The sequence below is a fragment of the Mariprofundus sp. EBB-1 genome (assembly GCF_003665155.1).
Taxonomy (GTDB): Bacteria; Pseudomonadota; Zetaproteobacteria; order Mariprofundales; family Mariprofundaceae; genus Mariprofundus.
Genome location: NZ_RCFQ01000005.1, coordinates 77,602 through 104,177 on the forward strand (window position 1 = coordinate 77,602; position 26,576 = coordinate 104,177).

The 26,576-nt window shown below is 46.7% G+C and carries 24 protein-coding genes and 1 pseudogene; 16 read left to right on the forward strand and 9 right to left on the reverse strand.

The annotated features are described in order from the left end of the window. Positions 1-9 precede the first annotated feature (9 nt). Positions 10-1,020 carry a methyltransferase gene (locus D8Y20_RS03540; RefSeq protein WP_121541664.1) on the forward strand — a complete coding sequence of 337 codons (1,011 nt, stop codon included), beginning with the start codon at positions 10-12 and terminating at the stop codon, positions 1,018-1,020. Further along, positions 1,020-1,760, forward strand: a complete 741-nt coding sequence (locus tag D8Y20_RS03545; RefSeq protein WP_121541665.1) for a pseudouridine synthase — start codon at positions 1,020-1,022, stop codon at positions 1,758-1,760. The genes D8Y20_RS03540 and D8Y20_RS03545 overlap by 1 nt, the downstream gene beginning before the upstream one ends. A 34-nt stretch (positions 1,761-1,794) precedes the next feature. On the opposite strand, the gene D8Y20_RS03550 is transcribed toward D8Y20_RS03545, so the two are convergent. Together D8Y20_RS03550 and D8Y20_RS03555 are read right to left on the reverse strand one after the other, a co-directional pair. Next, a complete protein-coding gene (locus D8Y20_RS03550) occupies positions 1,795-2,151 on the reverse strand; it encodes a glycine zipper domain-containing protein (protein WP_121541666.1) in 357 nt (118 codons plus the stop codon). Between the two features lie 125 nt (positions 2,152-2,276). Further along, positions 2,277-3,266 (reverse strand): polyprenyl synthetase family protein, encoded by a 990-nt coding sequence (locus tag D8Y20_RS03555; RefSeq protein ID WP_236075224.1) that lies wholly within the window; start codon positions 3,264-3,266, stop codon positions 2,277-2,279. A 62-nt stretch (positions 3,267-3,328) separates the two neighbouring features. Between D8Y20_RS03555 and D8Y20_RS03560 the strand changes: the two genes are divergently transcribed. From D8Y20_RS03560 to hemW, 3 genes are all read left to right on the forward strand, one after another. Beyond that, positions 3,329-3,892, forward strand: a complete 564-nt coding sequence (locus D8Y20_RS03560; RefSeq protein WP_121541667.1) for a nucleoside triphosphate pyrophosphatase — start codon at positions 3,329-3,331, stop codon at positions 3,890-3,892. A 72-nt stretch (positions 3,893-3,964) separates the two neighbouring features. Then, a complete protein-coding gene (locus D8Y20_RS03565; RefSeq protein WP_121541668.1) occupies positions 3,965-5,482 on the forward strand; it encodes an Rne/Rng family ribonuclease in 1,518 nt (505 codons plus the stop codon). Positions 5,483-5,498: 16 nt separating this feature from the next. Next, the gene (hemW, locus tag D8Y20_RS03570) at positions 5,499-6,662 is read left to right on the forward strand and encodes a radical SAM family heme chaperone HemW (protein WP_121541669.1); all 1,164 of its coding nucleotides are present in this window, start codon (positions 5,499-5,501) and stop codon (positions 6,660-6,662) included. A 6-nt stretch (positions 6,663-6,668) separates the two neighbouring features. Here hemW and pilQ read toward each other — a convergent pair whose 3' ends face one another. The 5 genes from pilQ to carA all read right to left on the reverse strand — a co-directional run bounded on the left by pilQ (position 6,669) and on the right by carA (position 13,067). Next, a complete protein-coding gene (gene pilQ / locus D8Y20_RS03575; protein ID WP_121541670.1) occupies positions 6,669-9,101 on the reverse strand; it encodes a type IV pilus secretin family protein in 2,433 nt (810 codons plus the stop codon). A 53-nt stretch (positions 9,102-9,154) separates the two neighbouring features. Then, positions 9,155-9,760 (reverse strand): type 4a pilus biogenesis protein PilO, encoded by a 606-nt coding sequence (locus D8Y20_RS03580; RefSeq protein ID WP_236075225.1) that lies wholly within the window; start codon positions 9,758-9,760, stop codon positions 9,155-9,157. Positions 9,761-9,771: 11 nt separating this feature from the next. Next, positions 9,772-10,356, reverse strand: a complete 585-nt coding sequence (locus tag D8Y20_RS03585) for a PilN domain-containing protein (RefSeq protein WP_121541672.1) — start codon at positions 10,354-10,356, stop codon at positions 9,772-9,774. After that, positions 10,353-11,435 (reverse strand): type IV pilus biogenesis protein PilM, encoded by a 1,083-nt coding sequence (gene pilM / locus D8Y20_RS03590; RefSeq protein WP_121541673.1) that lies wholly within the window; start codon positions 11,433-11,435, stop codon positions 10,353-10,355. The genes D8Y20_RS03585 and pilM overlap by 4 nt, the downstream gene beginning before the upstream one ends. A gap of 504 nt (positions 11,436-11,939) precedes the next feature. Continuing rightward, a complete protein-coding gene (gene carA / locus D8Y20_RS03595; RefSeq protein ID WP_121541674.1) occupies positions 11,940-13,067 on the reverse strand; it encodes a glutamine-hydrolyzing carbamoyl-phosphate synthase small subunit in 1,128 nt (375 codons plus the stop codon). Between the two features lie 432 nt (positions 13,068-13,499). Between carA and D8Y20_RS03600 the strand changes: the two are divergent. Then, positions 13,500-13,835 (forward strand): annotated as a pseudogene (locus tag D8Y20_RS03600) (transposase); the annotation flags it as partial. A gap of 351 nt (positions 13,836-14,186) precedes the next feature. Here D8Y20_RS03600 and rho read toward each other — a convergent pair. After that, the gene (rho, locus tag D8Y20_RS14000; RefSeq protein ID WP_121541676.1) at positions 14,187-16,145 is read right to left on the reverse strand and encodes a transcription termination factor Rho; all 1,959 of its coding nucleotides are present in this window, start codon (positions 16,143-16,145) and stop codon (positions 14,187-14,189) included. Between the two features lie 276 nt (positions 16,146-16,421). Here rho and murA point away from each other — a divergent pair, with 276 nt between their 5' ends. The 10 genes from murA (at position 16,422) to D8Y20_RS03655 (ending at position 25,861) form a co-directional block, all read left to right on the forward strand. Beyond that, positions 16,422-17,717 (forward strand): UDP-N-acetylglucosamine 1-carboxyvinyltransferase, encoded by a 1,296-nt coding sequence (gene murA / locus D8Y20_RS03610; protein ID WP_121541677.1) that lies wholly within the window; start codon positions 16,422-16,424, stop codon positions 17,715-17,717. Beyond that, the gene (gene hisG / locus D8Y20_RS03615) at positions 17,710-18,381 is read left to right on the forward strand and encodes an ATP phosphoribosyltransferase (protein WP_121541678.1); all 672 of its coding nucleotides are present in this window, start codon (positions 17,710-17,712) and stop codon (positions 18,379-18,381) included. The genes murA and hisG overlap by 8 nt, the downstream gene beginning before the upstream one ends. A gap of 41 nt (positions 18,382-18,422) precedes the next feature. Next, the gene (gene hisD, locus D8Y20_RS03620) at positions 18,423-19,724 is read left to right on the forward strand and encodes a histidinol dehydrogenase (protein WP_121541679.1); all 1,302 of its coding nucleotides are present in this window, start codon (positions 18,423-18,425) and stop codon (positions 19,722-19,724) included. A gap of 45 nt (positions 19,725-19,769) precedes the next feature. Beyond that, positions 19,770-20,855: a histidinol-phosphate transaminase gene (gene hisC, locus D8Y20_RS03625; protein WP_236075226.1), complete on the forward strand. Its 1,086-nt coding sequence runs from the start codon at positions 19,770-19,772 to the stop codon at positions 20,853-20,855. Then, positions 20,852-21,439, forward strand: coding sequence for an imidazoleglycerol-phosphate dehydratase HisB (gene hisB, locus D8Y20_RS03630; protein ID WP_121541681.1), 588 nt, complete (start codon positions 20,852-20,854; stop codon positions 21,437-21,439). Before hisC ends, hisB begins: the two co-directional genes overlap by 4 nt. Positions 21,440-21,525: 86 nt before the next feature. Further along, positions 21,526-22,155 (forward strand): imidazole glycerol phosphate synthase subunit HisH, encoded by a 630-nt coding sequence (gene hisH / locus D8Y20_RS03635; protein WP_121541682.1) that lies wholly within the window; start codon positions 21,526-21,528, stop codon positions 22,153-22,155. 199 nt (positions 22,156-22,354) lie between these two features. Further along, complete coding sequence (locus D8Y20_RS03640) at positions 22,355-23,437, forward strand: cytochrome c family protein (protein WP_121541683.1); 1,083 nt, start codon at positions 22,355-22,357, stop codon at positions 23,435-23,437. Positions 23,438-23,524: 87 nt separating this feature from the next. Continuing rightward, complete coding sequence (hisA, locus tag D8Y20_RS03645; protein WP_121541708.1) at positions 23,525-24,265, forward strand: 1-(5-phosphoribosyl)-5-[(5-phosphoribosylamino)methylideneamino]imidazole-4-carboxamide isomerase; 741 nt, start codon at positions 23,525-23,527, stop codon at positions 24,263-24,265. 151 nt (positions 24,266-24,416) lie between these two features. After that, entirely contained in the window at positions 24,417-25,172 is a 756-nt protein-coding gene (gene hisF / locus D8Y20_RS03650) for an imidazole glycerol phosphate synthase subunit HisF (protein WP_121541684.1), read from the forward strand. Between the two features lie 260 nt (positions 25,173-25,432). Beyond that, positions 25,433-25,861, forward strand: a complete 429-nt coding sequence (locus D8Y20_RS03655; RefSeq protein WP_121541685.1) for an Hsp20/alpha crystallin family protein — start codon at positions 25,433-25,435, stop codon at positions 25,859-25,861. A gap of 94 nt (positions 25,862-25,955) precedes the next feature. Here the strand turns inward: D8Y20_RS03655 and D8Y20_RS03660 are convergent, their stop codons facing one another. Beyond that, positions 25,956-26,555 carry a class I SAM-dependent methyltransferase gene (locus tag D8Y20_RS03660; RefSeq protein ID WP_121541686.1) on the reverse strand — a complete coding sequence of 200 codons (600 nt, stop codon included), beginning with the start codon at positions 26,553-26,555 and terminating at the stop codon, positions 25,956-25,958. Positions 26,556-26,576: the final 21 nt, after the last annotated feature.

Consider the following 26,576-nt stretch of genomic DNA (forward strand, 5'->3'; position numbering starts at 1 on the left):
GTGCCCAACATGTCTGCTATTGATCTGTTATACCATGCCGCGCTCAATAGACCGAGCGCGCCTACATTGATTATCAATGCGCATGCCCATGCGCTGTTGTTACAGCTATCAGAGAAGTGCCAGCAACTTGACCTGCATCAGCATTTCAAGCCTGAACATACAGCCATTCATCAACTAGGTCTGAATGTTTCTCCAACATTACCTGCGCTCGATGAAACCTATGACACCATTTTCCTGCTACCATCTAAAAACAAACAGCAGACCTTGGCATGGATGGCACAAGCGATGCAATCACTTGATGCGAATGGCACATTATTGATCGCTTGCGCTAATAACCACGGAGCGAAATCCTATGAGTCAGCGTTGCAATCATTGGCTGGTAATACACTCTCCCGTTCCAAATCGAAATGCCGCATCTTTTCGGCCAAAAAGACAGCATCACTGGATTCGGCCTTACTTGCGCAGTGGTTGCGTGCAGGAGAAGTCAGGACGATCCCAAGCCATGGACTGATCGCTCAGCCCGGGCTATTCAGCTGGGATCATGCCGATATCGGTTCACAACTGTTAATTGATCATCTACCCGACAATCTCTCTGGCACTGGTATGGATCTGTGCTGTGGTTACGGACTGCTTTCTGAACATCTGCTGCGCACAACACCTCAAGTCGACAGACTTCATCTGGTTGAAGCGGATCGACTGGCACTGGATTGTGCCATACAAAACACAACCGTATGGCAGCAGAAAACGCAATCCCACTGGCTCGATGCAACGCATGATGCACTGCCGGAAAAGCTGGCCTGGATTGTCTGCAACCCACCCTTTCACACCGCTCAGCAAAGAGATGTGGAGCTGGGTAAGAATATCGTGAAACGTGGCTGCCAACAATTGAAACGCGGTGGCAGCATTTATGTCGTGGCCAATCGCAAACTGGCTTATGAAACATTGATGCAGGCAGAGCTAAGAGCATGCCAAACCATCATCGAAGCCAATGGTTTCAAGATCATCAAAGGGATACGATAATGAATACCAAACCTGTAAAAGCCGAACGACTGGATAAATTACTCACCTGCCTGGGTTACGGCCTGCGTAAAGATGTACGCTTCTGGATCAAAGATGGTTTGATTACCATTGATGGAGAACCTGCAAGTAATCCTGCCAAGAAAGTCACCCCCGATCAGGTTTTATTGATGGAAAAGCCGCTGGATCACCCATATGGACTCACCCTCATCTATCACAAGCCGCTGGATACCGTCTGCTCCCGCAAAGAAGATGGCCGTTTGATTTATGCCGATTTCCCTGAACGCTGGATAGGTCGCAAACCGGCTCTCTCCAGTGTCGGGCGTCTAGACAAAGAGACTTCTGGCTTGTTGATCATCACCGACGATGGGCAGTTGAATCATCAACTGACCAGCCCGAAAAAACATATCTCAAAAACCTATGCTGTGACACTGGATCGCCCGTTAAACGGAACCGAAGCCGAGAAGTTTTCTGATGGAAAGCTAATACTCGAAGGTGAAGAGAAACCCTGCCTGCCTGCTGAACTTACCATTCATGATGAAACACATGTCTCACTGGTATTGCATGAAGGCCGCTATCATCAGGTGCGCCGTATGTTTGCTGCTGTAGGCAACCACGTAGAGGCACTGCAGCGCACCCATATTGGCGCATTAGCATTAGATGACACGGCACTTGCACCGGGTGAATACAAAACCCTCACAGGCGAAGAGCTAATGATTTTGGTTAAACCATCACCAATCTAGCCACGGCTGTATGCGTGGTAAATACAATGAACGCTTAATCGTCATCTTCATGATCTCTTGAATGGCGCTCATGCTCATCGTGATCATCATATTCCCGATCATCATAACGTTGCTGAACTGGGTAAGTACCCCTTTGCTGATTGTAATATTGCGTTTGGCGGGCATTAGCCTGATTACGCTTTTCTTTTCGCTCTGCAATGATTGCTCCGGTAATCGCACCCAAGGCACCACCAACAACAGCACCTTCAACGGCTCTGTTGTTTTGTGCTCCGATCACAGCTCCTGCGGTTGCACCAATAGCAGCACCCTGAGCTGTAGTACGCTGTTCATAGGTTGATGTAGCACAACCGGAAAGCCATAATAGTAGCGTCATCGTTATCAATAATTTCATATCACACCTCGAATACATACATCTGGGAATATTACGGCGAACAATTTAAGAAAATGTAGCGCAGGACACAATACGCAATTCCTTCACCTGTAGGTGTACATTTTCCAGACAGGTTTAAAAAAGCTTCAATAAGGCCGATGTGCTGAAAAATCAGCCAATTCTGCCAACAGCTTACGCACTTCTACTTCAGCAGTTTCCGGCAGCAAGCGTTTGGCACGTTCGGCATAATCTTTGGCGCGATCCATGGCAAAGCCGGTACCATCTTGTGCCGTAACCCGCTCACGTACCCACTCCCGGTCACCCTCTTCATAACAACCACGTTCGGATATCTCTTCAACCTTGGCTGCCAATACTGCATCTCGCTGCATAGCATGAATCAATGGCAAGGTGATTTTACCCTCTTCCAGATCATGACCAACCGGTTTACCGGCTTGTTCAGCTTCAACCAGATAGTCCAGTGCATCATCCATCAACTGAAATGCCACACCCAAACACATGCCATATTCAGCCATCGTAGCTACTGTTTCAGCCGATTGATCCGCTGCATGCGCCCCTACTTCACTAGCAGCCTTGAACAGTACTGCAGTTTTGCGTTCAATGACTTCCAGACATTCGGCTTCTGTCATTTCCAGATGGAAGGTGCGTGAAAGTTGCAACACCTCACCTTCAGCCAGAGCGTTGGTAACATCACTCATCAGTTTCAGCATGGCCATATCACCATCAGACACCATCATCTGAAACGCCCGAGAGAACAGATAATCACCCACCAATACAGAGGCCTGATTACCCCATACACCGTTAGCCGAAGGAGAACCTCGACGCTGATCGGATGAATCAACCACATCATCATGCAATAAGGATGCGGTATGGATAAATTCAACCACCACAGAGAGTGGAATATGGCGTTCACCATGATAACCGAACAAGCGTGCAGTCAATAGACAGAGCAAAGGCCTGAAACGTTTGCCACCACTATTGACGATATAATGCCCGATAGCAGGAATCATCATAATATCTGACTGTAGATTGTGATGGATACAGGCATCTACAAGAGCCATATCGGCCTTGCACAATTCAACAGCGCGTTCTAATGGGGAAGAAATAGAATTACTCACAGTCGGTGCATCGTAAGCGCCCAATCCGTGCCGTCAAGCCAAAGTAAGGCTATCATTCAGATATGGAAATTATACTTGCTTCTCGCTCCCCTCGCCGTCGCCTTCTATTGCAAAGTGCCGGTCTTGCCATTGAGGTATGTCCATCTCATATCGATGAATCCCCGCTCCCCGACGAATCGGTACAACAGATGGTCGAACGTTTATGTCAGGCCAAGGCAATGGCATGTGATGCCCCCATAGATATTCCCGTCATTGCTGCCGATACGCTGGTTAGCATTCATGGTCAGGCACTCGGACAACCTACTGATCTGCAGCATGCAAAAAGCATGTTGCAGCAATTATCAGGACAGGAACATGAGGTATTTACCGGTGTGTGTGTTCGCCTTAATCAGCATATCCTTTTCCAACAGGTGCGTACTGGTGTGCGCTTTCGGGCTCTGCATGAATCTGAAATCGACACCTATCTATTACACAATGATGTGCTTGATAAAGCCGGTGCATATGCCATTCAGGCCGGTGCAGCCAGTTTCATTGAATCCATTGACGGGCCTCTGGATAATGTAATTGGTTTGCCCATTCGCACCACCTTGAATATGATAGCAGAAATAAAAAATATACCTGCGTAATTCATCATCATAGAGCCCCTGACACGCTAGCTCTTAGCATACGATGAATCATTCAGTCGAAGGATCACCAATATGAGCGTGGAACTGTTAGTCAATGTCGCACCATTTGAAACCCGCATAGCCCGGGTAGAAAACGGGCAGGCGGAAGAAATTTACATTGAACGCGAACGCGGCTTGAAAGGAAATATTTATAAAGGCCGGGTGCAGCGCGTACTGCCCGGTATTCAAGCTGCATTTATTGATATAGGTATGGAAAAGGCCGGTTTTCTTTATGCCGGTGATATCGCTACAGCCAAACAGCCTGATTCCACCTTCACAGACGATATAGAGCAGAGTGATGAAAACGATAACAACGCAGATGAATCCGCACCATCTCCGCGCCGCAATGCCCCCCCTATCGGTAATCTACTCAAAGATAATCAGGAGCTGATGGTTCAGGTATCGCGTGAACCCATTGCATCCAAAGGGCCACGCATGACCAGCCAGATAGGTTTACCCGGCCGTTATCTGGTCTATTTACCCCATTTGGATCATATTGGCATAGCCAAACGCCTTGAAGATCCGCAAGAACGAGAGCGCCTTTTAAACATCTGCACATCGATGGAGCTAAAACAGGGCGGCATCATCATTCGTACGGTTGCCGAAGGTAAAGAGGAACCCGAATTACAACAGGATCTCGATTATCTGTTGCGTTTATGGGCGGATATTGAGAAACGCTCCAAAAATTCCGCTCGTGGTTCATTGATTCACAGTGAACTTAATCTCTATCTGCGGGTCATGCGTGATTATGTCGATAGCGACATTGAGAAAATTCATATTGATTCACGTAGCGCCTATGACGCGATGAAAAAGTTTGCACGTCGCTTCATGCCAGAGGTCGCGAAAAAACTGTACTATTATCCCGGTGACCGCCCTATTTTTGACGTTTACGGTGTTGAAACGAGTATTGAACTCGCACTCAAGCGCCATGTCCCATTAAAATCCGGTGGTCATATTGTTATTGATCAAACCGAAGCCTTAATTGCTATCGACGTCAACTCAGGTTCATTTGTTGGCTCTAAAAACATGGAAGAAACAGGCTTCAAAACCAACCTTGAGGCGGTGCATGAAATAGTGCACCAACTTCGACTACGCAATCTGGGCGGCATCATTGTCATCGACTTCATCGACATGCAGGAAGAGGAAAATAAACAGCAGCTCATGCAAGTGCTCGCTGATGCCCTTAAACGTGACAAAGCCAAAAATCATATTGTTCAACTCTCGGAGCTTGGCCTGGTTGAAATGACTCGTAAACGCACGCGGGAATCCCTTGGTCGCACACTGCTAACTGAATGCAACAGTTGTCATGGTATTGGCCTGGCAAAAAGCTTAAAAACCATCTGCTATCAGCTGTTTCGCGAAGTGGTTGCCGAGGCTCGAGCATACCCTTGTGAAAAACTCACGGTTATCGCCCACCCGGAAATCATAGATCTCATGCTTGGGGAAGAAAATGAGGGTGTACTACAACTGGAGTCCTTTTTAAATAAAGAGATATCATTGGAAAGTGATGATAATTTCGCGCCTGATCACTATGAAATCGTTCTGAAATAAACACCTTCTTAAATTCGTGAAATCACCCTCTCCACTACAGCTGTATGTGCATATCCCTTTCTGTGTACACAAGTGCCATTACTGCGACTTTAATTCACATGAGCGCTGTGCTCCTGCTTGGGCTGATTATCAGCAGGCGCTGATCACAGAACTTGAACACTGGGCTTCTACCCCGATGTTTAAGGGGCGATCATTACATACCATTTTCATTGGCGGCGGCACACCATCATTGGCACCACCTGCGTTGATCAAAGCGGTCATTGATGCAGCATCACACTATTGCGGCATTGATAAGGATGCTGAGATTAGTATGGAAGCCAATCCCGGTACTGCCGATGCAGATAATTTCCGTGCCTATAGAGAAGCTGGCATCAATCGCCTATCCATTGGTGTTCAAAGCTTTGATACTGCAGAATTACAATGGCTGGAGCGCATTCATAGCGCTGATGAAGCCACTCAAGCCTACAACATTGCCCGTCAGGCCGGCTTTGATAATATCAATCTGGATTTAATGTATGGCCTACCCGATCAAAGCATTGATAACTGGTTAATATCATTAAACAGAGCGATCGCATTAAAGCCGGAACATCTATCCTGTTATCAGCTCACCGTTGAGCCACACACAAAATTGGCCACCACCCATAGCATAGCTCCAATTGCCTTGCCCGATGATGAAGATGCACTGCATATGTTTTTTGAGACACGCCAACAACTTTTAAAGGCTGGTTATCACGCCTATGAAATATCCAATTTTGCCAAACCAGACTTAAAATGCCGACACAATGACGGCTATTGGTTGTACAATGATTATATTGGCATAGGTGCCGGCGCATCCGGCAAGTGGGATCAACAGGATCGGGGCATCATCCGCTACAGCAATATACGCACACCTGAGTCTTATATAAGAAAGGCACTGCAACACGGCAAAGCAGTCAACTCAGAAGACCCATTAAATAACCAACAAGCCGCAGCTGAAGCCTTCTGGTTAGGGCTACGACGTACTGGTGGTATCAATCGCGCCGCATTCAAACAACGCTTCGCCATCGATGCCTGGGATGCATTCTCTACAGCACTTCAACCATGGGTGGATCGTAACCAGCTAGCAATCAATGACGTTGCAATCCATCTCACCAGCAAGGGCCTCTCCCTGGCAGATGAAATCGCCGCTAGCGTACTATAATGGCTTTTATTGGTTCTTACTTGTCCCTTCGGCATTGATTACCGTTGGTGTAATAAAGATGAGTAATTCACTACGATTCTTGGTTTTTATTTTGCGTTTAAACAACGATCCAATCAACGGCAGATCCATCAGCCCCGGCACACCGGAATTCTGATCTGCTTCGGTCTGGGTATAAATACCACCCAACACAACCGTTTCACCGTTATTCACCAGCAATCTGGTCTCTACTGTTTTCGTATTAATCGCAGTAGCAGTACCACCCGCATTGGTTACAGGTGTATCCTTGTTAATCTTTAGCTCCATAATGATGCGCTGGTCTGCAGTGATCTGCGGCGTCACACGCAATGACAGTTTGGCACTCTTAAAGATCGGCGTGATTGTAGTAGCTCCACCTGTGGTGGTAACCTGGTCAAACGGAATCTGCTCATCCTGTTCAATCAGTGCTTCACGTAGATTACTGGTGAATACACGCGGACTGGATACCACCTTGATATCACCTTCTGTTTCAGCTGCAGAAAGCTCCAGATTCAGGTTAAGGGCACCACTCAAGGTACCAAGCGTATATCCTACGGCGCCACCGGCTCCAGCACCCACAACAGCCCCCAGATCCACGACATTAGTCCCTACTGCGGCACCAGACAGATTATTGGTGAATTTACCACCGGCATCATTATAAGAACCACCCCACTTCACACCCAGATCACGCGAAAAAGTATCCGATGCTTCTACGATCCGCGCCTCTATCAATACCTGTTGCATTGGTTTATCAATCACCGAAATCAGCAGTTTGATGTTATTCAAACGCTCACGGGTATCGGTTATAATCATGGTATTGCTACGCTCATCCAGCAAAATACTACCGCGCTTAGACAACAGCTTCAGACCACCCTCACCACCGATCCCGCTCTCCTGATTATTAGCAGGATCAGTTTTCACGGCCGACGTGACCGATCCACCTTTCAGAATGGTACTAACATCATTGACAGAAGCATAACCAAGTTGAATGAATTCAGTGTCTAGCGTTGCAACCTGCTCTGCACTCATTTTAGCATCTTTACGAGCATCTGCATCTGACTTCAAGACTGCCAATGGCGCAATTCTAATGACATTGCCATTCTTCTCTTTGCCTAAGCCTTTGGTAGAAAGAATAATATCCAGCGCTTGATCCCAAGGTACATCCACCAAACGCATGGTTAGAACACCGGTCACATCATCTGACATGATGATATTGAGTTCACTCATCTCGGCAATCAGTTGTAAGGCATTCCGAATATCAATATCCTTGTATTGAAAGGTCACTTTTTGTCCGCTATATACCTTTTCATCCTTGGCCACATCTTCATCAGCTTGTGCTACAGCAATCATATCCGCTGGTTTGAGTGTTATCGTTAACACATTACCGGTTTGGTACGATGTCACTACTGTTTTTTGACGCAGGCGAGCGACAATGCGCACATCTTTGTCCACTGCATAGCTGTCAATTTGCTGTACCGGACCAGGGAAAGCACGCACATCCTGGCTACGTTCCTGACCGGGTGCCAATTGAGCCTTCTTCAAATCAACGATAACTTTTCCATCTTTTTCCTGCAAATTGATAATGGGATTACTTTCATCCGTACGAATGACCAGGTGTGCAATACGGTCATCCGGCTGAAAATCAATGGCCTCGACAAGCATCGTACCGGCATGGGCAATTGGCTTGATATTGCCAAAGCGGATAACCATTTCGTTCGCACTCGCATCAATTTGGTGATTCACGCCAGCTTCAGAAAGCAAGGAAACAACCAGACGCATGCGCCCTTCCGCTGAACCAATCGCAACATGATTCAAGCGTCGTGCTGTATAGGTATAATACTCTTTTGGCAGACTGGATTTACCACCCCAAAAGTCCAATACCATGGTAGCGCCATCATTGCTCAATAGTGCGTTATGGTTCGCATCCATATGCTGACCACGCAGTATTAACTCAGTGACATTGTCCAGTTCACGCACTTCAATATCTTGCAATACGGTGCCGCTACTGTTTTTAGCCGATGGAGCCTGACCTGAAAACTTAACCAGCAGATCATTTCCCTTTTCAATAATCTCATATGCAGTACCACTAGCCAGGCCCACTTCAATCCGAACGCCGCTACTATCCTGAACAGGCACGATATTTTCTATACTGCCACCACCCTTGATCGCACTTACGCCATTAGACAGTGTGGCATTAGGAAAACTCACCACCAATCGCTTTGGCCCTTCAAGGTTAAACACCTGATATTCAGCAGCCTCATCCATTGTAATACGCAGGTTGTCACTTGATTCATCAGAAAGGACCTGCAAACTGCCAATGGTAGCTGCCTGCACCAAGGTAACGTGTCCACAACACAGGGATAGCATTAGCAGTGCTAACAGATAACGCCAAGCCGCTTGTTGGGTTATTGCAATTTTATTCATGATTCGCCTCATCCATGTCTCCCGGACGTATCTCAACGTTGAACACTTCATACTCATTTACGCTGCCCCTTACGGCCTTTCTTTGCTTTCGCTTCGACAAACCGATACGTCACTGCCAACCCTGTCACCGATAACTCTCCAGCTTTGTCACCGGGTGATAACTTCATATTTTTCACATCCACAATACGTGGCATCTCTCCAACCCGTTTCAAAAATGTTAACAACTGCCGGAAACTACCGGATATATGAAACTTCACAGGCACTTCAGCATAAATCAACCTGTTCACTTCATTACCAGGTTTAAATGCCTTAAATTCAAGACCGGAATCTTTACCAGCCCACGACACATTTTCCAACAAATCCGGGATTTGTGATTTTCTAGGCAACATATTCAAGGCAACTTTCAATTGCTTCTCAAGTGTCGCATATTCCTTTTGTTTGCGCGGCAAATCATGAGCCAGATGTTGATTCCTCAGCAACATAGTCTTCTGCAATTGCATTGCTGACTGTTGATTGGAGATTTGTTCCTGCAGGGGCATCCATCCCATATAAAAATAGACTGCAATAATTACGCCAAATGTCGCCAGTAAAAACAAGAGTTTGTGCCACAACGGTAAAGGCAGCAAAGGACGCAATGACTCGTATATAGATAGTTTCATAGAATCAAACATCAGGAACCTTTCCCGCTACCAGCTTTTGATACCTGTGCCTTTTTCACGTCATCACGTGCCAGAGTCAGACTAAACCGGCGCAACGGCAATCCATCTTGGACTACCCTGGTAATTTCACCCAAGCGCACATTCGAGAAAATTGCAGACTGATCCAATTTACGCATGAAATTTGCTACAGCCTTATTACTCTCGGCCAAACCGGATAATTTAATATCAAGGCCCTGATCAGAAGCGGATTTGAGCCAGACATTTTTCGGTATCATTGTAGCAATAGTATTCAGCGTATGTAGAGAATGAAAACGCCCTTCTTGCAGATCATCGACAATCCCCAGCTTGCGTTCAACATTTGTACGCAAACTATCCAAGTCTTTAATTTTACCAATCTTCGTTTTCAAATCTATGTTCTGTTGCTGCAACACCATGGTCTGTTCTTTCAAATCAGCCAGTTGCAAAGATGCCATCGTATGCACCCCTAAGCCCAGCAATGCAGCCAACACAATGACAGCAATAAAAGCACTGATATGCTGAATAATTTGAGACTCGCGGCGTGCAGTCCGGTAGGGAATAAGATTAATACGAATCATGTATCAAAATTCCGTAATGCCAAGCCAACCGGCACCATCATCATCGGACCTAAATCACGCTCTTGTTGCGCATTGAATTGGCGGGATGGTATATTAATATTTTGCATTGGATTAAGTATCATCGTGTCTATACCCAGCCGTTGCTCCAGCTCCGTGGTAATGTTCGGCAATAATGCACAACCACCACTGAGAAATAGCTTACGCACCGGAAACTCGGCTCGACTGGCTGAATAGAAGTCCAGTGAACGCACCAGCTCAGACGTCAACCCGACATAAAAATGTTCGAGTGCATCAGCATGAATGTCAGAAAAATTATTGATTTTTAACTGCTCAGCATTGTGATAGCTCATATTATGAGCTTTCTGAATTTCTTCAGTTAAATTTTGACCGCCGTAAAACTGATCACGCACAAAGGACATTCGGCCATTAATAAGCACATTGATATTCATCATATTGGCGCCAATATTTATCAGCGCATTCACCTCTGCATCTTCGTCCGGCGACATATATTCATCTTCAATAGAGACTGTGTGTTCATCTGTAATTTCAGCTGCATTTTCCAATGCAAACACACCACAATCGACAAACTTCGCATGTAAACCGGCCTCATTGAGCACAAGTTGATAATCTTCAATCACCTCACGCTTACAGGCTACCAGTACAACATCCATCATTTCCGGATCTTCTGCAGAAACACCCTGAATAAAAAAGTCCAGAAACACATCATCCACATCATAAGGCACATGTTGATCGGCTTCGAACGCAATCTGTGCTTCCAGATCAAATTCAGTGGTTGCCGCCACATGGATGGTTTTAATAATTACAGCATTACCGGATACAGCCAGTGCTACGTTCTTAGTTGATGGTTTGGCGAGTTTGACTGCTTCAATCAAGGCATTAGAAACGGCGGTAGAATCAATAATAGTGTTTTCAACAATCGCATCGCGTGGCAACGCCACCCTGGCCATTGAAGTCAGATCATAACCAGAACGACCCTTACTTAATTCTACCAGCTTAATGCCAGTAGAACTAATGTCGATTCCCATCACACCCTCAGACTTATTTGAAAAAAAGGACACTTACCCTCCGCAGCTTAAGCATTACTAACACAAACTCATGCAAGTTATCTTATAATAAGCAATTAAGTCAAGTTTAGCTTCTAATAAACAAGCGTCAATTTTTACTATGATTTATATGCACAGCCTTCTCAAATCAGTTAAGCAAAGATCAAGCCAACCATGGAGGATCAGCCCCTCTCTTTGATGATGTATCGCTGTTTAACAGCCGAAAGATGGTCATCATTACAACGCAAATATGGTATAACACTTGGCAGAAAATCCATATTATCAATGCAACTCAAGCTTAAAAGATGAATACACTGAAGAATATCCAGCGCTTTTTCCGCTAAATACATTAAGCAAAAAAACTATGGCATGCTCATATACAAAGCAGGATCGATCACAAGCAATACAATGATCGAAGCCTTTTTAGTAACGCATGGAAAAGCATTTAGCCCCGAAGGAACAGCGCAAGATTAAAGAAAAGTTCACCGTCACCCCCATGACAGGGCGACCTTTGCCAACCTATTGGACAATCAGATCCGCAAATCGATCAAACAGATAATCTGCATCCTGTGGACCAGGGCTGGCCTCCGGATGGTATTGCACGGAGAAAATAGGTTTATCTTTCACCTTCAAACCTTCCACAGTACCATCAAAAAGTGAGCGATGTGTAATTTCCACATGATCGGGAACGCGCTCATCTGAAACTGCAAAACCATGATTCTGGCTGGTAATTTCAATCTTACCCGTTGTTTCATCTTTCACCGGATGATTGCCACCGCGATGACCGAATTTCAATTTAAAGGTTGAGAGGCCTAAGGCCTGACTGAGCAATTGATGCCCCATGCAAATACCAAACACTGGCGTGTCAGCGTCTAGCAATTCACGAATGGTTTCCACTGCATAACCAACAGCGGCCGGATCACCTGGCCCGTTTGAGAGGAAAATACCATCCGGTTTCATCGCCAACACATCTGCGGCAGATGTTGAGGCCGGTACAATACTCACCTTCAAACCACGATCGGATAGCTTTCTGAAAATATTACGCTTACAACCAAAATCAAACGCGACTACATGCTTCTCACTGGATGGTGCTTGAAACTCAGCCCGATCTAAATCATAGGTACCCTGATGCCACTCGGATTGAGCCTTGCAACTGACCTGACCAACCAGATCACGCCCATCGAGACCATCCCAGGCTTGAGCAATAATTAGCGCATCAGCTTCGGACATACCATCAGATGCAATCACACCATTTTGCGCACCATGATCACGCAGATGACGCACCAGCGCACGCGTATCAATACCTGCAATACCGACAACACCGTTATCAGATAACCATGCATTGAAATCCTGTTCGCTTCGATAATTGGATGTAATACGAGCAGGTGCGCGCACTATACAACCACGAACTGAAATCGCATCGGACTCCATATCTGTTTCATTAATGCCTACATTGCCAATATGTGGATAGGTAAATGTTATAATTTGATCCGTATAAGAAGGATCTGTGAGGATCTCCTGATAACCCGTCAGAGATGTATTAAAACAAACTTCACCAACTGTATTTCCGATAGCACCAATAGCTTCACCGCGAAAAACACGTCCGTCAGCTAATACCAATATCGCCCCAATATTCGAGTCCGCCATGTATGATTACCTCACTGTTTTAACGACGCGCAGGTTACGAAATCCACACAGAAAAGTCGAGCCCGATGAACCAACCCATGCAAATGGAGCGCTTATTCATCAATCCACACTCCTTCGCAGCACATCCCCCCGAATCACTGTTTGAATTACGTTTTCACACGCTTTGGCCACTTACAGATCCCTGAATAGTAAGTCATGCCTAATCAATATCATATCTGCAAGTCAGGTGCCTTTATTGCTCAATGGCGTATTTCGGCCCGGACCGTGTGAAAACGCTGAACATTAATGGTATGATTATCTCATAACGTTGGTGGGGTGTTTTTCATGAAGCGTTTCATTGAAGGCGAAAGCCGCAGCCAGAGCACATTATTTCCTGAACTTCTTGATGATTATGTTGGCGAAGATAATCCGGTTCGTGTGATTGATGTCTTTGTTGATGACCCAAGCAGATTCAAACGCTCACGAACCGTGGCTGCACACTTCGGTTTAACACCGAGGCGTTTCCAGTCCGGTGAAGTTGATAATCCAGGGCACATATCCAAGGCTGGAGATACCGATGTGCGTTGTGCACTTTACGTAGCCGCTCACTCTCTGGTAATTCGTTCAACTGAATGGTCATCACTCAAGGTGTGGGGATTACGATTGATGAAAACCAAAGGCTACAGACGCGCTGTGATCGCAGTGGCACGAAAGCTTGCTGTCATCCTCCACAAGATGTGGGTCGATGGCTCTGATTTCCGTTATGGATCTAAGGAGACTGCGATATGAACTGACTTAGAGCTGTAACAGAAACGTCCCTCGTGTGGACGAATGTCTGGATGAAGCCGTAAATGACTGCTGCGCCAACCAAGCGCGTCCGAAAGCCAGGCTCTCCATTCTGTCCGACTATTGCTTGCAGCGAGCTGGATCAGGATCACCAGCCGACTGCGGAAAGGAGCTTGACCCACACAGAGACAACCCCCGTTATATCCTGTTAAATGTGGGAGCTTGACGAATGGGTCCGATTAAAGGAGCAGCCATTCAGTTCGATTTCTACTCCACATCAGAGAAGAACAGTGATTTTGTCGCAAAAAAAAGGCCGGGCTCTAAGCCCGGCCTTTTTACTGTTTTCACTGCTTCTTATTGATTCATCCGATCGAAGAACTCAGCGTTGTTCTTGGTAGGAGTCAATTTATCGATCAGGAACTCCATTGCATCAACAGCATGCATCGGCGAGAGAATCTTACGCAAAATCCACACCTTCTGCAGATCATCACGCGGGGTAAGCAACTCCTCTTTACGGGTCCCAGATGGCGCAATATCAATCGATGGGAACACACGTTTATCCGTGAGCTTGCGATCGAGTTTGATCTCCATATTACCGGTACCCTTAAACTCTTCGAAAATCACTTCATCCATCTTCGAACCGGTATCCACCAGCGCAGTAGCAATAATGGTTAGTGAGCCGCCATCCTCAATATTTCGCGCCGCACCAAAGAAACGTTTTGGCCTGTGCAGCGCATTGGCATCCACACCACCGGTTAGAATCTTGCCGGAGGATGGAACAACCGTGTTATACGCACGTGCCAAACGGGTAATAGAATCAAGCAAGATAATCACATCTTTACCATGCTCAACCAAGCGTTTGGCCTTCTCAATCACCATTTCAGAGACCTGAACATGACGCTGTGCAGGTTCATCAAAGGTGGATGAGATCACCTCCCCCCTCACAGAACGTTTCATATCGGTCACTTCTTCCGGACGTTCATCAATCAGTAATACCATCAGCACAGCTTCTGGGTGATTGGCTTCAATCGAATGCGCAATGGACTGCATCATGACTGTTTTACCAGTACGCGGCGGCGCTACCAATAATGCACGCTGGCCTTTACCAATTGGGGATACAATATCAATAATACGACCGGTAATATCTTTCTTGGTCGGATTCTCGATCTCCATATGCAAGCGTTCATCCGGATACAAAGGCGTTAGATTATCAAACAATACCTTGGTACGTGCCACTTCAGGTGATTCACCATTACTGGTTTCAACACTTTTGAGGGCAAAATACTTTTCACCACGGCGGGGAGGGCGAATTTCACCGGAGACGGTATCACCCTTACGCAAGAAATAACGGCGAATCTGATGCGATGAAACATACACATCATCAGGGCCTGATAGATAGTTATCATCAGCTGAACGCAGGAAACCAAAACCATCCGGTAAGATTTCCAACACGCCTTCACTGTAAATCGTACCGCAGCGCAACCCATGCGCACGCAGAATCGCAGACACCTGTTCCTGTTTACGCAGACCCGCTACATTTTCAAGACCATAGGTGTCGGCTAGCTCCACCAATTCCATCGGAGTCTTGGATGAAATTTCTTTCAGATGCAGTGAAACACCCTGCATTTCATCAGAGATCTTTTCTTCCACTTCTTCACGGCGACCACGTTGTTTGTTGTTATTATTGCGGTCGCCCTTTTTCCATCGGTTTTTACGTGGCTGCTGCTCTGAGCCATGCTGATTGTCTTCTTTAGCATGATTATCAGCGCCATCTTTGTGCTGTTTCGTTTCTCCACCTTTCTGTGCATTGTCAGCCTGATCACCCTTTTGCGGTCTGACTCTGCGTCGTGGTTTTGATTCAGGTTTATCTTTTTTCACTTCGTTTGAAGTCTCTTTAGTAAGCTCTGCTGTAGCTTCTTTGGCAGGCGCTTTGACCGATTCTTTGGCTGTTTCATTTGACGTTTCTTTTGGCATTTCAGGAGTAGCTTTTGTTGGAGTAGTTTTTACAGCTTCTTGTTTAGCTTTTGTTTCAACTTCTGTGCCAACATCCTTGGCTGCAGCTTTGGTCTTGCTTTCAACAGTCTCGTTCGTCGTAGCCTTGGCTTTTGCAGGTTTTCTTGCCGCCCGTTTTTTCACAACAGGCTTATCATTTGATTCTGCATCTTTCGAAGCTTTTTCCTTCGAAGCTAATGTTGCAGCTTTTTCAGCTGCAGATTTCGGTGGCCGTCCACGGCGACGTGGCTTCTCTTCTGCGACAGCATCGGCTGCGTTTGATGCCACCACATCCTGTGTTGGTTCTGTAGTTTGAGACATAAAAATACTCCAAGTATTCTAATAACGATACAATGATGGACAAATTGGGTGCTGGGAAGCTGACAGTTAAAGCTGACAATAAGTCCTGAGGGGAGATCGAAAAGCCGGAAGACAATACCGACAACAGGTGCATTGCTAATTGTTGCCCTTTGCCATGTCAACTTTATATTCACCCATTTCAACATGCGATAAGGCCGTCTCACCAGGTAAATTCACGGGCATTGTTTGGCCAGCTTTCTACCGTTAGCGTTGCCATCTTTTAAACGGTAGGTAATCATGGACAAAATCATTATTCAGGGCGGTATAGCACTTTCCGGCACCATCGAAGCTAGCGGCGCAAAAAATGCAGCGCTGCCATTGCTGGCCGCCGCAATTCTTGTCGATGGGCCAGTGGTCTATCATCGAATCCCTCATTTACGCGACATTTCAACCATGATGACGCTACTAGCCTGGCAAGGCGCTGATGTGGCCTACGATGATCAGCACTGTCTGCATGTCGATACCCGCAATGCCAGTAAATCCGAAGCACCCTATGAGCTAGTCAAAACTATGCGTGCATCTTCATTGGTGTTGGGGCCACTGTTAGCCCGTTTTGGACATGCTAGAGTCAGCCTTCCCGGTGGCTGTGCCATTGGTGCACGTCCGATTGATATGCATCTCAAAGGTCTGGAAGCCATGGGCGCTACCATTGAAGTCGAACAGGGTGATATCATTGCCAGGGTTGATGGCAAACTACAGGGCGCACACATTGTTTTCGATCAGGTGACTGTAACAGGTACTGAAAACCTGATGATGGCGGCTGTTTTAGCTGATGGCATTACTATATTAGATAATGCTGCCCGCGAACCCGAGATCGTTAATCTGGCTGAATCCCTGCGTGCACTCGGAGCCAAGATCAATGGCGATGGCAATAATCGTATTATTATTGAAGGTGTTGATCGCCTGCATGGTGGTGAAATGACGACCATTGCAGACCGCATTGAAGCGGCTACCTATCTTGCTGCCGGATTGATTACCGGTGGTGATGTAACCGTAACGGGCATTAGCCCGGAACTGCTCGAAGCATTTCTGGCGCGTGTGAAAGAGTCCGGATGTCTGGTTGAATACGGTGATGATTTTATCCGTTGCAAAGCGCAAGGCCGATTAAAAGCAGTCGATATCCACACCCTGCCCCACCCCGGCTTCCCCACCGATCTGCAAGCCCAGTTTATGGCTTTAATGACATTGGCAGATGGTACCAGCGTAGTCAAAGAGACCATTTTTGAAAACCGTTTCATGCATGTGCAGGAACTTGCACGCATGGGGGCCGATATACGTCTTGACGGTAATACAGCACTGGTTACAGGCTGTGAACGTATTTCCGCTGCACCAGTGATGGCAACGGATTTGCGCGCTTCCGCATCCCTTGTGTTGGCAGGATTGGCGGCTGATGGTGAAACTGTTATTTCCCGTGTCTATCATATTGACCGTGGTTATGAACGCATTGAAGAAAAATTAAGTAAACTTGGTGCACGTATTAAACGGCACAGTGCCAGTGAAAACTGGATGAAGGGAGTACAATCGGATGTCTGATTCAAGACCGTTAACCATCGCCCTGTCAAAAGGCCGTATTCTAGAGCAGACCCTGCCGTTATTGCAGGCTGCCGGCCTGCATCCGGCCGAGGATGTACAAACCACCCGCAAACTGATGGTGGATGGAGATTGTCACGGTGAAAAGGTACGTTTTCTAATTATTCGCGCTGCTGATGTCTGTACCTATGTTGAGCAGGGCGCTGCGGATATGGGCATTGCCGGTCGCGATTCACTGCTGGAATACCGTCCCCACGTTTATGAACCTCTGGATCTGAAAATTGGCCGCTGCCGCCTATGTGTGTGTGGCCCGAAAGCGTTGGTAGAAGCAGGCACGCCTGAGCGAGGTAGCCGCATTCGTGTTGCCACCAAATATGATAAACTGGCTTCGGAATATTTTCTAGCGCAAGGCATACAGGCTGAAATCATTCATCTTTACGGCTCTATGGAATTAGCGCCACTGGTTGGCATGGCAGAACGTATTGTCGATCTGGTTGAAACTGGCGGCACATTAAAAGCCAACGGCCTGATAGAAGAGACAACTATGTGTAACATTTCCAGCCGCTTGATTGTGAATCCGGCCAGTTTTGCTACACGCAAACATAGCATTCAATCCATTATTGAATCGCTGCGTCAGGCTGTTGAGCTGTCTGAACAAACAAAATAATAATTAGTCTAAAAGACAGGTAAGGAACAGGGGAAAAAGACATGATCAACATTCTCAGACTGGACTCAAAGAACAGTGACTTCGCCAAACAACTCGATGATTTACTGTGCAGAGAAGCTGATACCGGTGATGATGTGCAAGGCTTGGTTGCTGGCATCCTTGCTGATGTAAAAACACGCGGTAACACTGCATTATGTGATTATACCGAGCGTTTTGATGGCTGGGCCTGTACCGGTGAAAGTATTGAAATCACCCGTGAACGTATGCAGGAAGCCTGGAACGCAGTGTCCGATATGGATCGGGAATCGCTTACACTCGCAGCTAATCGTATTCGTGAATATCACATGCATCAGCAACAGGATGACTGGGAATATACCGATGATATTGGCATGACACTGGGTCAAAAAGTTACACCGCTTGATCGTGTCGGTTTATATGTACCCGGTGGCAAAGCGGCATACCCCTCTTCCGTATTGATGAATGCCGTGCCTGCTGAAGTAGCCGGTGTCAAAGAGGTCATCATGGTGGTTCCAACGCCAAATGGTGAAATCAATGAGCTGGTGCTGGCCGCCGCTTATGTTTCCGGCGTACAGCGTGGTTTTGCTGTCGGAGGTGCCCAGGCTGTTGCTGCATTGGCTTACGGCACAGAGACTATTCCAGCCGTCGATAAAATCGTTGGCCCCGGCAACAAATATGTAGCAGCTGCCAAACGACAGGTCTTTGGTACCTGCGGTATTGATATGATTGCCGGCCCATCTGAAATCGTAGTGGTCGCCGATGGTGGAAACCCTGCCTGGATTGCAGCTGACTTTCTCTCACAAGCTGAACATGACGAGGCTGCACAAAGTATTTTAATTTCTACAGATAAACACCTGTTAGCTCAGGTGGCTGATTCTATTGAAGCACACCTTTCCGTATTGCCACGCGCAGACATTGCCCGTGCATCAGTGGAAACCCATGGTGCCTTGATTCATGTACAGAATTGGGATGAAGCTGCTGATGTAGTGAACATTATTGCGCCTGAACATCTGGAACTGGCTCTGGAGAACCCCGATGCCATGTTACCGGCCATCAGGCATGCAGGTGCAATCTTTATCGGTCATTATGTACCAGAAGCACTCGGTGATTACATTGCCGGACCTAACCATGTACTACCGACGAATCGTACCGCCCGCTTCTCTTCTCCATTGGGCGTGTACGATTTTCAGAAGCGCAGCAGTGTTATTCGTGCAACCCGTGATGCAGTACAAAAGATTGGCCCTGCCGCAGCCCATCTGGCCCACCGCGAAGGCCTGCAAGCACATGCCTTAACCCTTGAATTGCGACTCAATGACAAATCATAAAATCGAAAACCACATATCTATTGAGAACCATCTCCTCACAGTAATGTGCGGCGAACAAACAGCGTGCGTACAGGTGAAAGTACATTGATAAGAAAAGATATTAAATCCTTATCCGCATATCACGTACCGGATAGCTCCGGCATGATCAAACTGGATGCGATGGAAAATCCATTCAAGCTTCCGGAATCTTTAAAAGTAAGCTGGGATGCGTGTCTTAGTTCAGTGGATATTAATCGTTACCCCGATGCCGAGATGGCTGAGCTACGCACGAAGATCGCGCATCACGCTGGTGTAAATGCGGATCAGATCCTGCTTGGTAATGGTTCTGATGAAATCATTCAGATGATTATCATGGCGATAGATCCCGGCACCTGTGTAGTACCTTCTCCCACATTTGTGATGTATGATCTTATTTCTCGCTGGTTTAAACGCCCTGTCGCCACCGTGCCTCTGGCCAATGACTTTAGCCTGAATGCCGATCAGTTTTTACAGGTGTGTGGACGCGAAAAAGCTGAAATTGCATTTCTTGCCTGCCCGAACAATCCGACAGGCAACCTGTGGCCGGAAGAGACTATCGCCAGAATAGCCAATGGATTTGATGGTCTGTTGGTCATTGATGAAGCCTATGGGCCATTCTCTGAACGTAGCCACACACATCTTGTGGCTTCCAATGTATTGGTGTTACGCACCTTTTCAAAATTAGGATGGGCCGGTTTACGGCTGGGTTATGTCATTGGTGAAGCAGAAACCATCGCCCACCTGAACAAGGTACGCATGCCATACAATATTAATGCGCTGACACAAGCTGCAGCCTCCTTTTTACTGGATCACTTTGATCTATTTGAAATGCAAGCCACTGAGATCAAAAAGGAACGCAAACGCATGTCCAAAGCGCTGCAGACATTCAACGGCGTGAATACATTTCCATCGCAGGCTAATTTCATTCTGATGCAAGTCCCTGATGCCAATGCACTCTTTGATCAGCTCAAAACACACGGTATCCTGATCAAAAACATGCACGCCTCTGGTGGCTTGCTGAGCAACTGTTTGCGTATCACGATTGGCAGCAAGGATGAAAACGATGCAGTGTTGGCTGCAATGGATGACATTATCAATGGAGTTTCAGCATGACGCGAATAGCCAGTATTGAACGCAATACCAAAGAAACACAAATCAGCTTATCTATTAATCTTGATGGCACTGGTGCTTCCGAACTCAATTCCGGCATCCCCTTCCTTGATCATATGCTCGAACAAATTGCCCGCCACGGCTTGATTGATTTAACCATCAATGCCAAAGGCGATCTTGATATTGATGCCCACCACACGGTTGAAGATATCGGCATCTGTCTGGGTGAAACCCTGCGTGAAGCGATCGGCGATAAAAAAGGAATTGTTCGGTACGGCCATGCTTATGTGCCACTGGATGAAGCACTCTCTCGTGTAGTGCTCGATTTCTCCGGTCGTCCGGATCTTGAATATCATGTCGATTTCCCTAAAGAGATGGTTGGAAACTTTGATGTCGATCTCTTTAAAGAGTTTTTTCAGGCCGTAGCGAATCATGCCAGAATCAGCTTGCATATCGATTCACTGCGTGGACGCAACAACCACCACATCATCGAGACCGTGTTTAAAGCGTTTGGTCGCGCCCTGCGTATGGCTGTGGAAAATGATCCCCGCCAGAGTGGTATCCCATCTACAAAAGGAGCATTGTGAGTCAGAAGTAAGGCAGTCAGGAGTTAGAAGTTAGTGATGAACTTCCTACCCCTCACCGATTCTCTCTTACCCCTCACTACCCCATTATGATTGGACTAATAAATTATGGCATGGGCAATCTACATTCGGTTGCTAAAGCACTGGAGAAAACCGGCAGTAGCGTTGAGCTGGTGGATAATGCTGAATCACTACTGAACTATGATCGCATCGTATTACCCGGTGTTGGTGCCTTTCGTGATTGTGCTTCTGCACTGAAAGAAACAGGCATGGATGCAGCACTGAAAGAGACTATTGCTTCCGGCACCCCTTTTCTTGGTATCTGCCTTGGCATGCAAATTCTGATGGATGTCTCCTATGAATTTGGTCGTTATCCGGGACTGGGTATTGTCTCTGGAGCAGTAAAACATTTCCCGGAAGATCACCCTGAACGCGGATTCAAAATTCCGCATATGGGCTGGAATGACGTTATTTTCTCATCAGAAAAAGATACACATCCGGTGCTTGCGCCCTTAGCCAATCAACAGGTCTATTATGTGCACTCCTACTACTGTGCTCCGGAAAATCCCGCCCACCTGTTGGCTGCCTGCTCCTATGGTGATCACCCCTTTGCCGCTGCAATCGGGCATGATAATGTGGTCGCAGTTCAGTTTCATCCGGAGAAGTCCCAACGTGCAGGCTTGGCGATGTTGGAAGCTTTCCAGCAATGGAAACCTTAAAATTATTGCATTAGCCCGGTGTTCAACCGGGCTTCTTTGTACTATGCAAAAAAATTAAAACCTATTAAAAACAAGTATTAACAATCACTTAACACATAGCTAACAGCCATATTTTGCATAATATGCTTATGTAATCTATGTCACATTCGCTTTGGTTATCAGCACTAACATTGCCGCATCATATTTGTGGGAGTCACTAATGAAGATGTTTGCATGGATTAGCAGTTTAATATTTATCGGGGTAGTAGTCAGCGGGTGCAGTGAAAGTACTGCCGATCAAAGCAATGCGCGCTCTGCAGAAATGGCAGTCAATAAAATGGCTGCAGTTCAGACCGCCCTTGATCAGGTTCTTGATGCTAGAAATGCCATCAAAACAGCCGATGACAATAAATTATTAGCCGTTGAAGATGCCGAGAAAAAGCGTGAAGCGGTTCGCAATGCCATTGCAATGGCAACAGAAGAATCAGAGGCCCTGAAAAAAGAAGCCGCCATGAGAGCAGCCTGGGCAAAAAAGACACACGATCAGGCAACTGAAACCAGAAACTTATTATTAAAAGCGGCTATGGAACAATCGGATGCAAAAGCATTGCTGGCTGAAAAAGAGAAAGCACTCATAGATATTCGCATGCTGAATGAGCAACATCAGAATGATGCCAAAGCGGCCATGCTAGGTAAATTAAATGCAGAGAAACAACTGGCGGTGGTTCTTGAAGCAGAAAGACTCGCCGCCCTTTCCATTCATCTGGTTACGCCAAACGCAGACACAGAGCACAACATGCAAATGCAGCCCAGCGCTGCTGAAACAACTGCGAAATTAAAAAAGGACCATGTGAATACAGTGGCAAAAACTGAAGTCGCCACCAAAAAAACAGTCAAAAAACAAGCGCACAAGGCAGCAAAGAAAGCAGACCTGAAACTGGCAAGCAATGCACAACGCGGCCATGGCTTGGCCCAAAAATGTCAGAGCTGTCATAACTTCGAGCCCAATCAGGAAAAGAAGTTCGGCCCTAATTTGTTCAGTATAGTTGGCCAGCAGGCTGGCAAGTCTCAGGATTACAAATATGGAGCCTCACTGGCAAAGGCCGACTTCACATGGAATGAAGAAAACCTGACGGATTGGATTTGTCATTCTGGAAAAAGCATTAAAAAATTAACCGGCAACAATTACGCCTCTACAAAAATGTTACCACAACACATATGTGGTCAAGATGCTAAAGATGTTGTGGCATACCTTCGTACCCTTAAATCACAGGCATCTATAAAACGCAAAACAGATAGCTAAAACGAAGTTCATCATTTATATCCTAGTGATGCACCCGCAATGTATTTGCGGGTGCATTTCTTATGTATAATCGTCATCATTGGCCGCATGAAAAACACAACCCCATTTGAACTTATTCCCGCTATCGATTTGAAAGGTGGCCACTGTGTACGCCTGAAACAGGGCCGTATGGATGATGCCACCGATTATGGTGATGATCCGGCCGCCATGGCTGCGCACTGGCAGTCTCTGGGTGCCAAACGCCTACACGTTGTAGATCTCGACGGTGCTTTTGCCGGCAAACCCGCCAATCAGGACGCTATTCGCGCTATTTGTGCCGAGATGACCATCCCCGTGCAACTCGGTGGTGGTCTGCGTGATCTCTCCATGATTGAAGCTACCCTTAATCTTGGTATTCAACGCGTGATCCTGGGTTCTATTGCCGTTTCTAAGCCAAGCCTTGTGGAAGAAGCATGTAAAGCATTCCCCGGCCAGATCTGTGTCGGGATTGATGCCAAAGGTGGCATGGTTGCTGTGCACGGCTGGGATGATGTGACTGATGTGAGTGCTATTGATTTGGCACTTAAATTTGAAGATGCTGGTGTGGCATCGATTATCTACACCGACATCGCCCGTGACGGCATGATGACTGGCCCGAATATTCCAGAGACCGTCAACCTTGCCAAAGCTATCTCCATTCCTGTCATCGTATCCGGTGGTGTCGCCAAAATGGATGATGTCACAGCCTGTGCTGCGCATGTAGGCGATGGCATTTGTGGTGCGATCACCGGCCGGGCTATTTATGAGAACAGCATCGACTTCGCTGCAGCCATGCGGATTCTGAAATGAAAACCATTTTACCGCAGAGGACGCAAAGTTACGCAAAGGAAGCAAAGAAATTAACCTTGAAACTAATTGAAACACCTTTTGGAATGAAGTCCATTAGAACCCTGTTTGCCACTACTCTGCGAGACTCTGTGTCCTCTGCGGTGCAAAAATAATGTTAAGCAAACGCATTATTCCCTGTCTGGATGTCGCCCATGGTCGCGTGGTCAAAGGCGTACAGTTTGTAGATATCATTGATGCCGGTGATCCGGTTGAAGCTGCTATTAAATATGATGAGCAGGGTGCTGACGAACTCACTTTCCTCGATATCCGTGCCAGCCACGAAAGCCGTGACACGCTCTATCATATGGTTACTGAAGTGGCTGAACATGTGTTTATGCCGCTGACTGTTGGTGGCGGTGTGAAAGCGCTGGCTGATATCGAAAACCTGCTGCATGCCGGTGCCGATAAAATATCGATCAATACTGCTGCTATTTTCAATCCTGATCTGGTCAAAGAGGCTGCTGAACGCTTCGGATCATCGACGATTGTGGTAGCAGTTGATGCAAAATCTGTCGATGATCACTGGGAGTGTTTCACCCATGGTGGCCGCAAACCGACCGGCATCAATGCTGTGGAATGGGCCAAGCGTATGTCCGATTATGGCGCTGGTGAAATCCTGCTGACCAGCATGGATGCAGATGGCACCAAGAATGGTTACGACATCCCTCTTACACGTGCTGTCTCTGATGCAATCAGTGCCAATGTCATCGCTTCCGGCGGGGTTGGAACACTGGAACATCTGGCTGAAGGTTTAAGCGAAGGCAAAGCCGATGCAGTACTGGCAGCCTCGATCTTCCATTTCGGCACCTTCACTATTGCTGAAAGCAAAGCCTACCTGGCCAAAAAAGGTATTCCTGTTCGCATTTAATTGCTTCTCCGAAAAATTAGAGACAATAATGTGATTCAAATGGGATGACCCTATCCCCCAGCTTGTAGGTTTGAGCAGATTATTCCTAAACTTTCTCACCCCCCTGTGGATGAACCGAAAATGCTTTTAACCGATCTTCATGCCACACAAATGACCGATATACATCGGTGATTACAGCCCCTTGAAATGCAAAAAACATCACCTTACATATTTAATGCCGGAGAAAGATAACGGCTTAAAATCTATGAAGGAGGTGTGTTATGACCCTGATGCGTTGGACACCATGGAATGAACTTGAAAGTATGAATCGGCAACTCGGCCGCCTACTTGACGATAGTCACCTTGATACAGCACGAGATGCTGGCCAGTGGGCTCCATCGGTGGATATTAGAGAAACCGATGATGCTCTGTTGGTTCAAGCTGAACTGCCAGGCATTGATAAAAAAGATATCCATCTTGAAGTAAAAGATGGCGTACTGACACTTTCAGGCGAAAGACGTTATGAGAAGGATTATAAGGAAGAAAATGCTCATCGCGTTGAACGCGCGTACGGAAGTTTTTCTCGCAGCTTCAGCCTTCCCAGAAATGTCGATGCTGAGAAAGTCGCAGCGACCATGAAGGATGGTATCCTGGAGGTTAGGCTGCCTAAACGAGAAAGCGCCAAACCCAAAGCCATTGATATTCATTAATATCTTACTGAAATGAAAAGAGCGGGACCTAACATCAGGTCCCGCTCAAGCATTATGATCAAGTGTATCCAGTAATGTACTAACAGACTCTTTTTTAGCGGCGCATATAGATCGTGAAGTCATTGGGCAGATAATCATCCCGTAGCTGCACATCGGCACACAGGCTCTGGCAATACTCAAGCATCTCCTGAGGCTCAACACTTTGCAGGTCATGGGCCTTGAGTGTGCGAGCATCTAACATATTAAAGGCTAAGCCTTTGCCACAGAGAGCAAACATCCTAGCGATCATTTTACGGGCATATTCACCCTGATCATGCAGCTGCTCATTCATCGCACCGGACAGAATAACCCAGTCAAACGATTCGTCATCAAAGTGAAAATCAAATAACTCTCCGCATAGTAGTTTTGCATCCGGATGTTTCTCTTTAGCTACTCGAATCAGATCAGGTGAGAGGTCAACGCCGGTAAACTCCACAACCTTGCCATGACCTTCTATCCAGCCTTTAAAATCGGCAAACCCACAACCTACATCAAGCAGTGCATCACCCGATTCAATGCCTATTTCTGAAAGCACCCGAAAACGGATATCCTGAATTTCTTTGCTGCTCCAGTAGAGCGCATTGGCATGATAACCATGACGTTTAAGACTATCCCGATGCCGATCTACAATACGTTTACGTTGTTCTTTTTTCATTCGATATATAGCCTTGCCCTG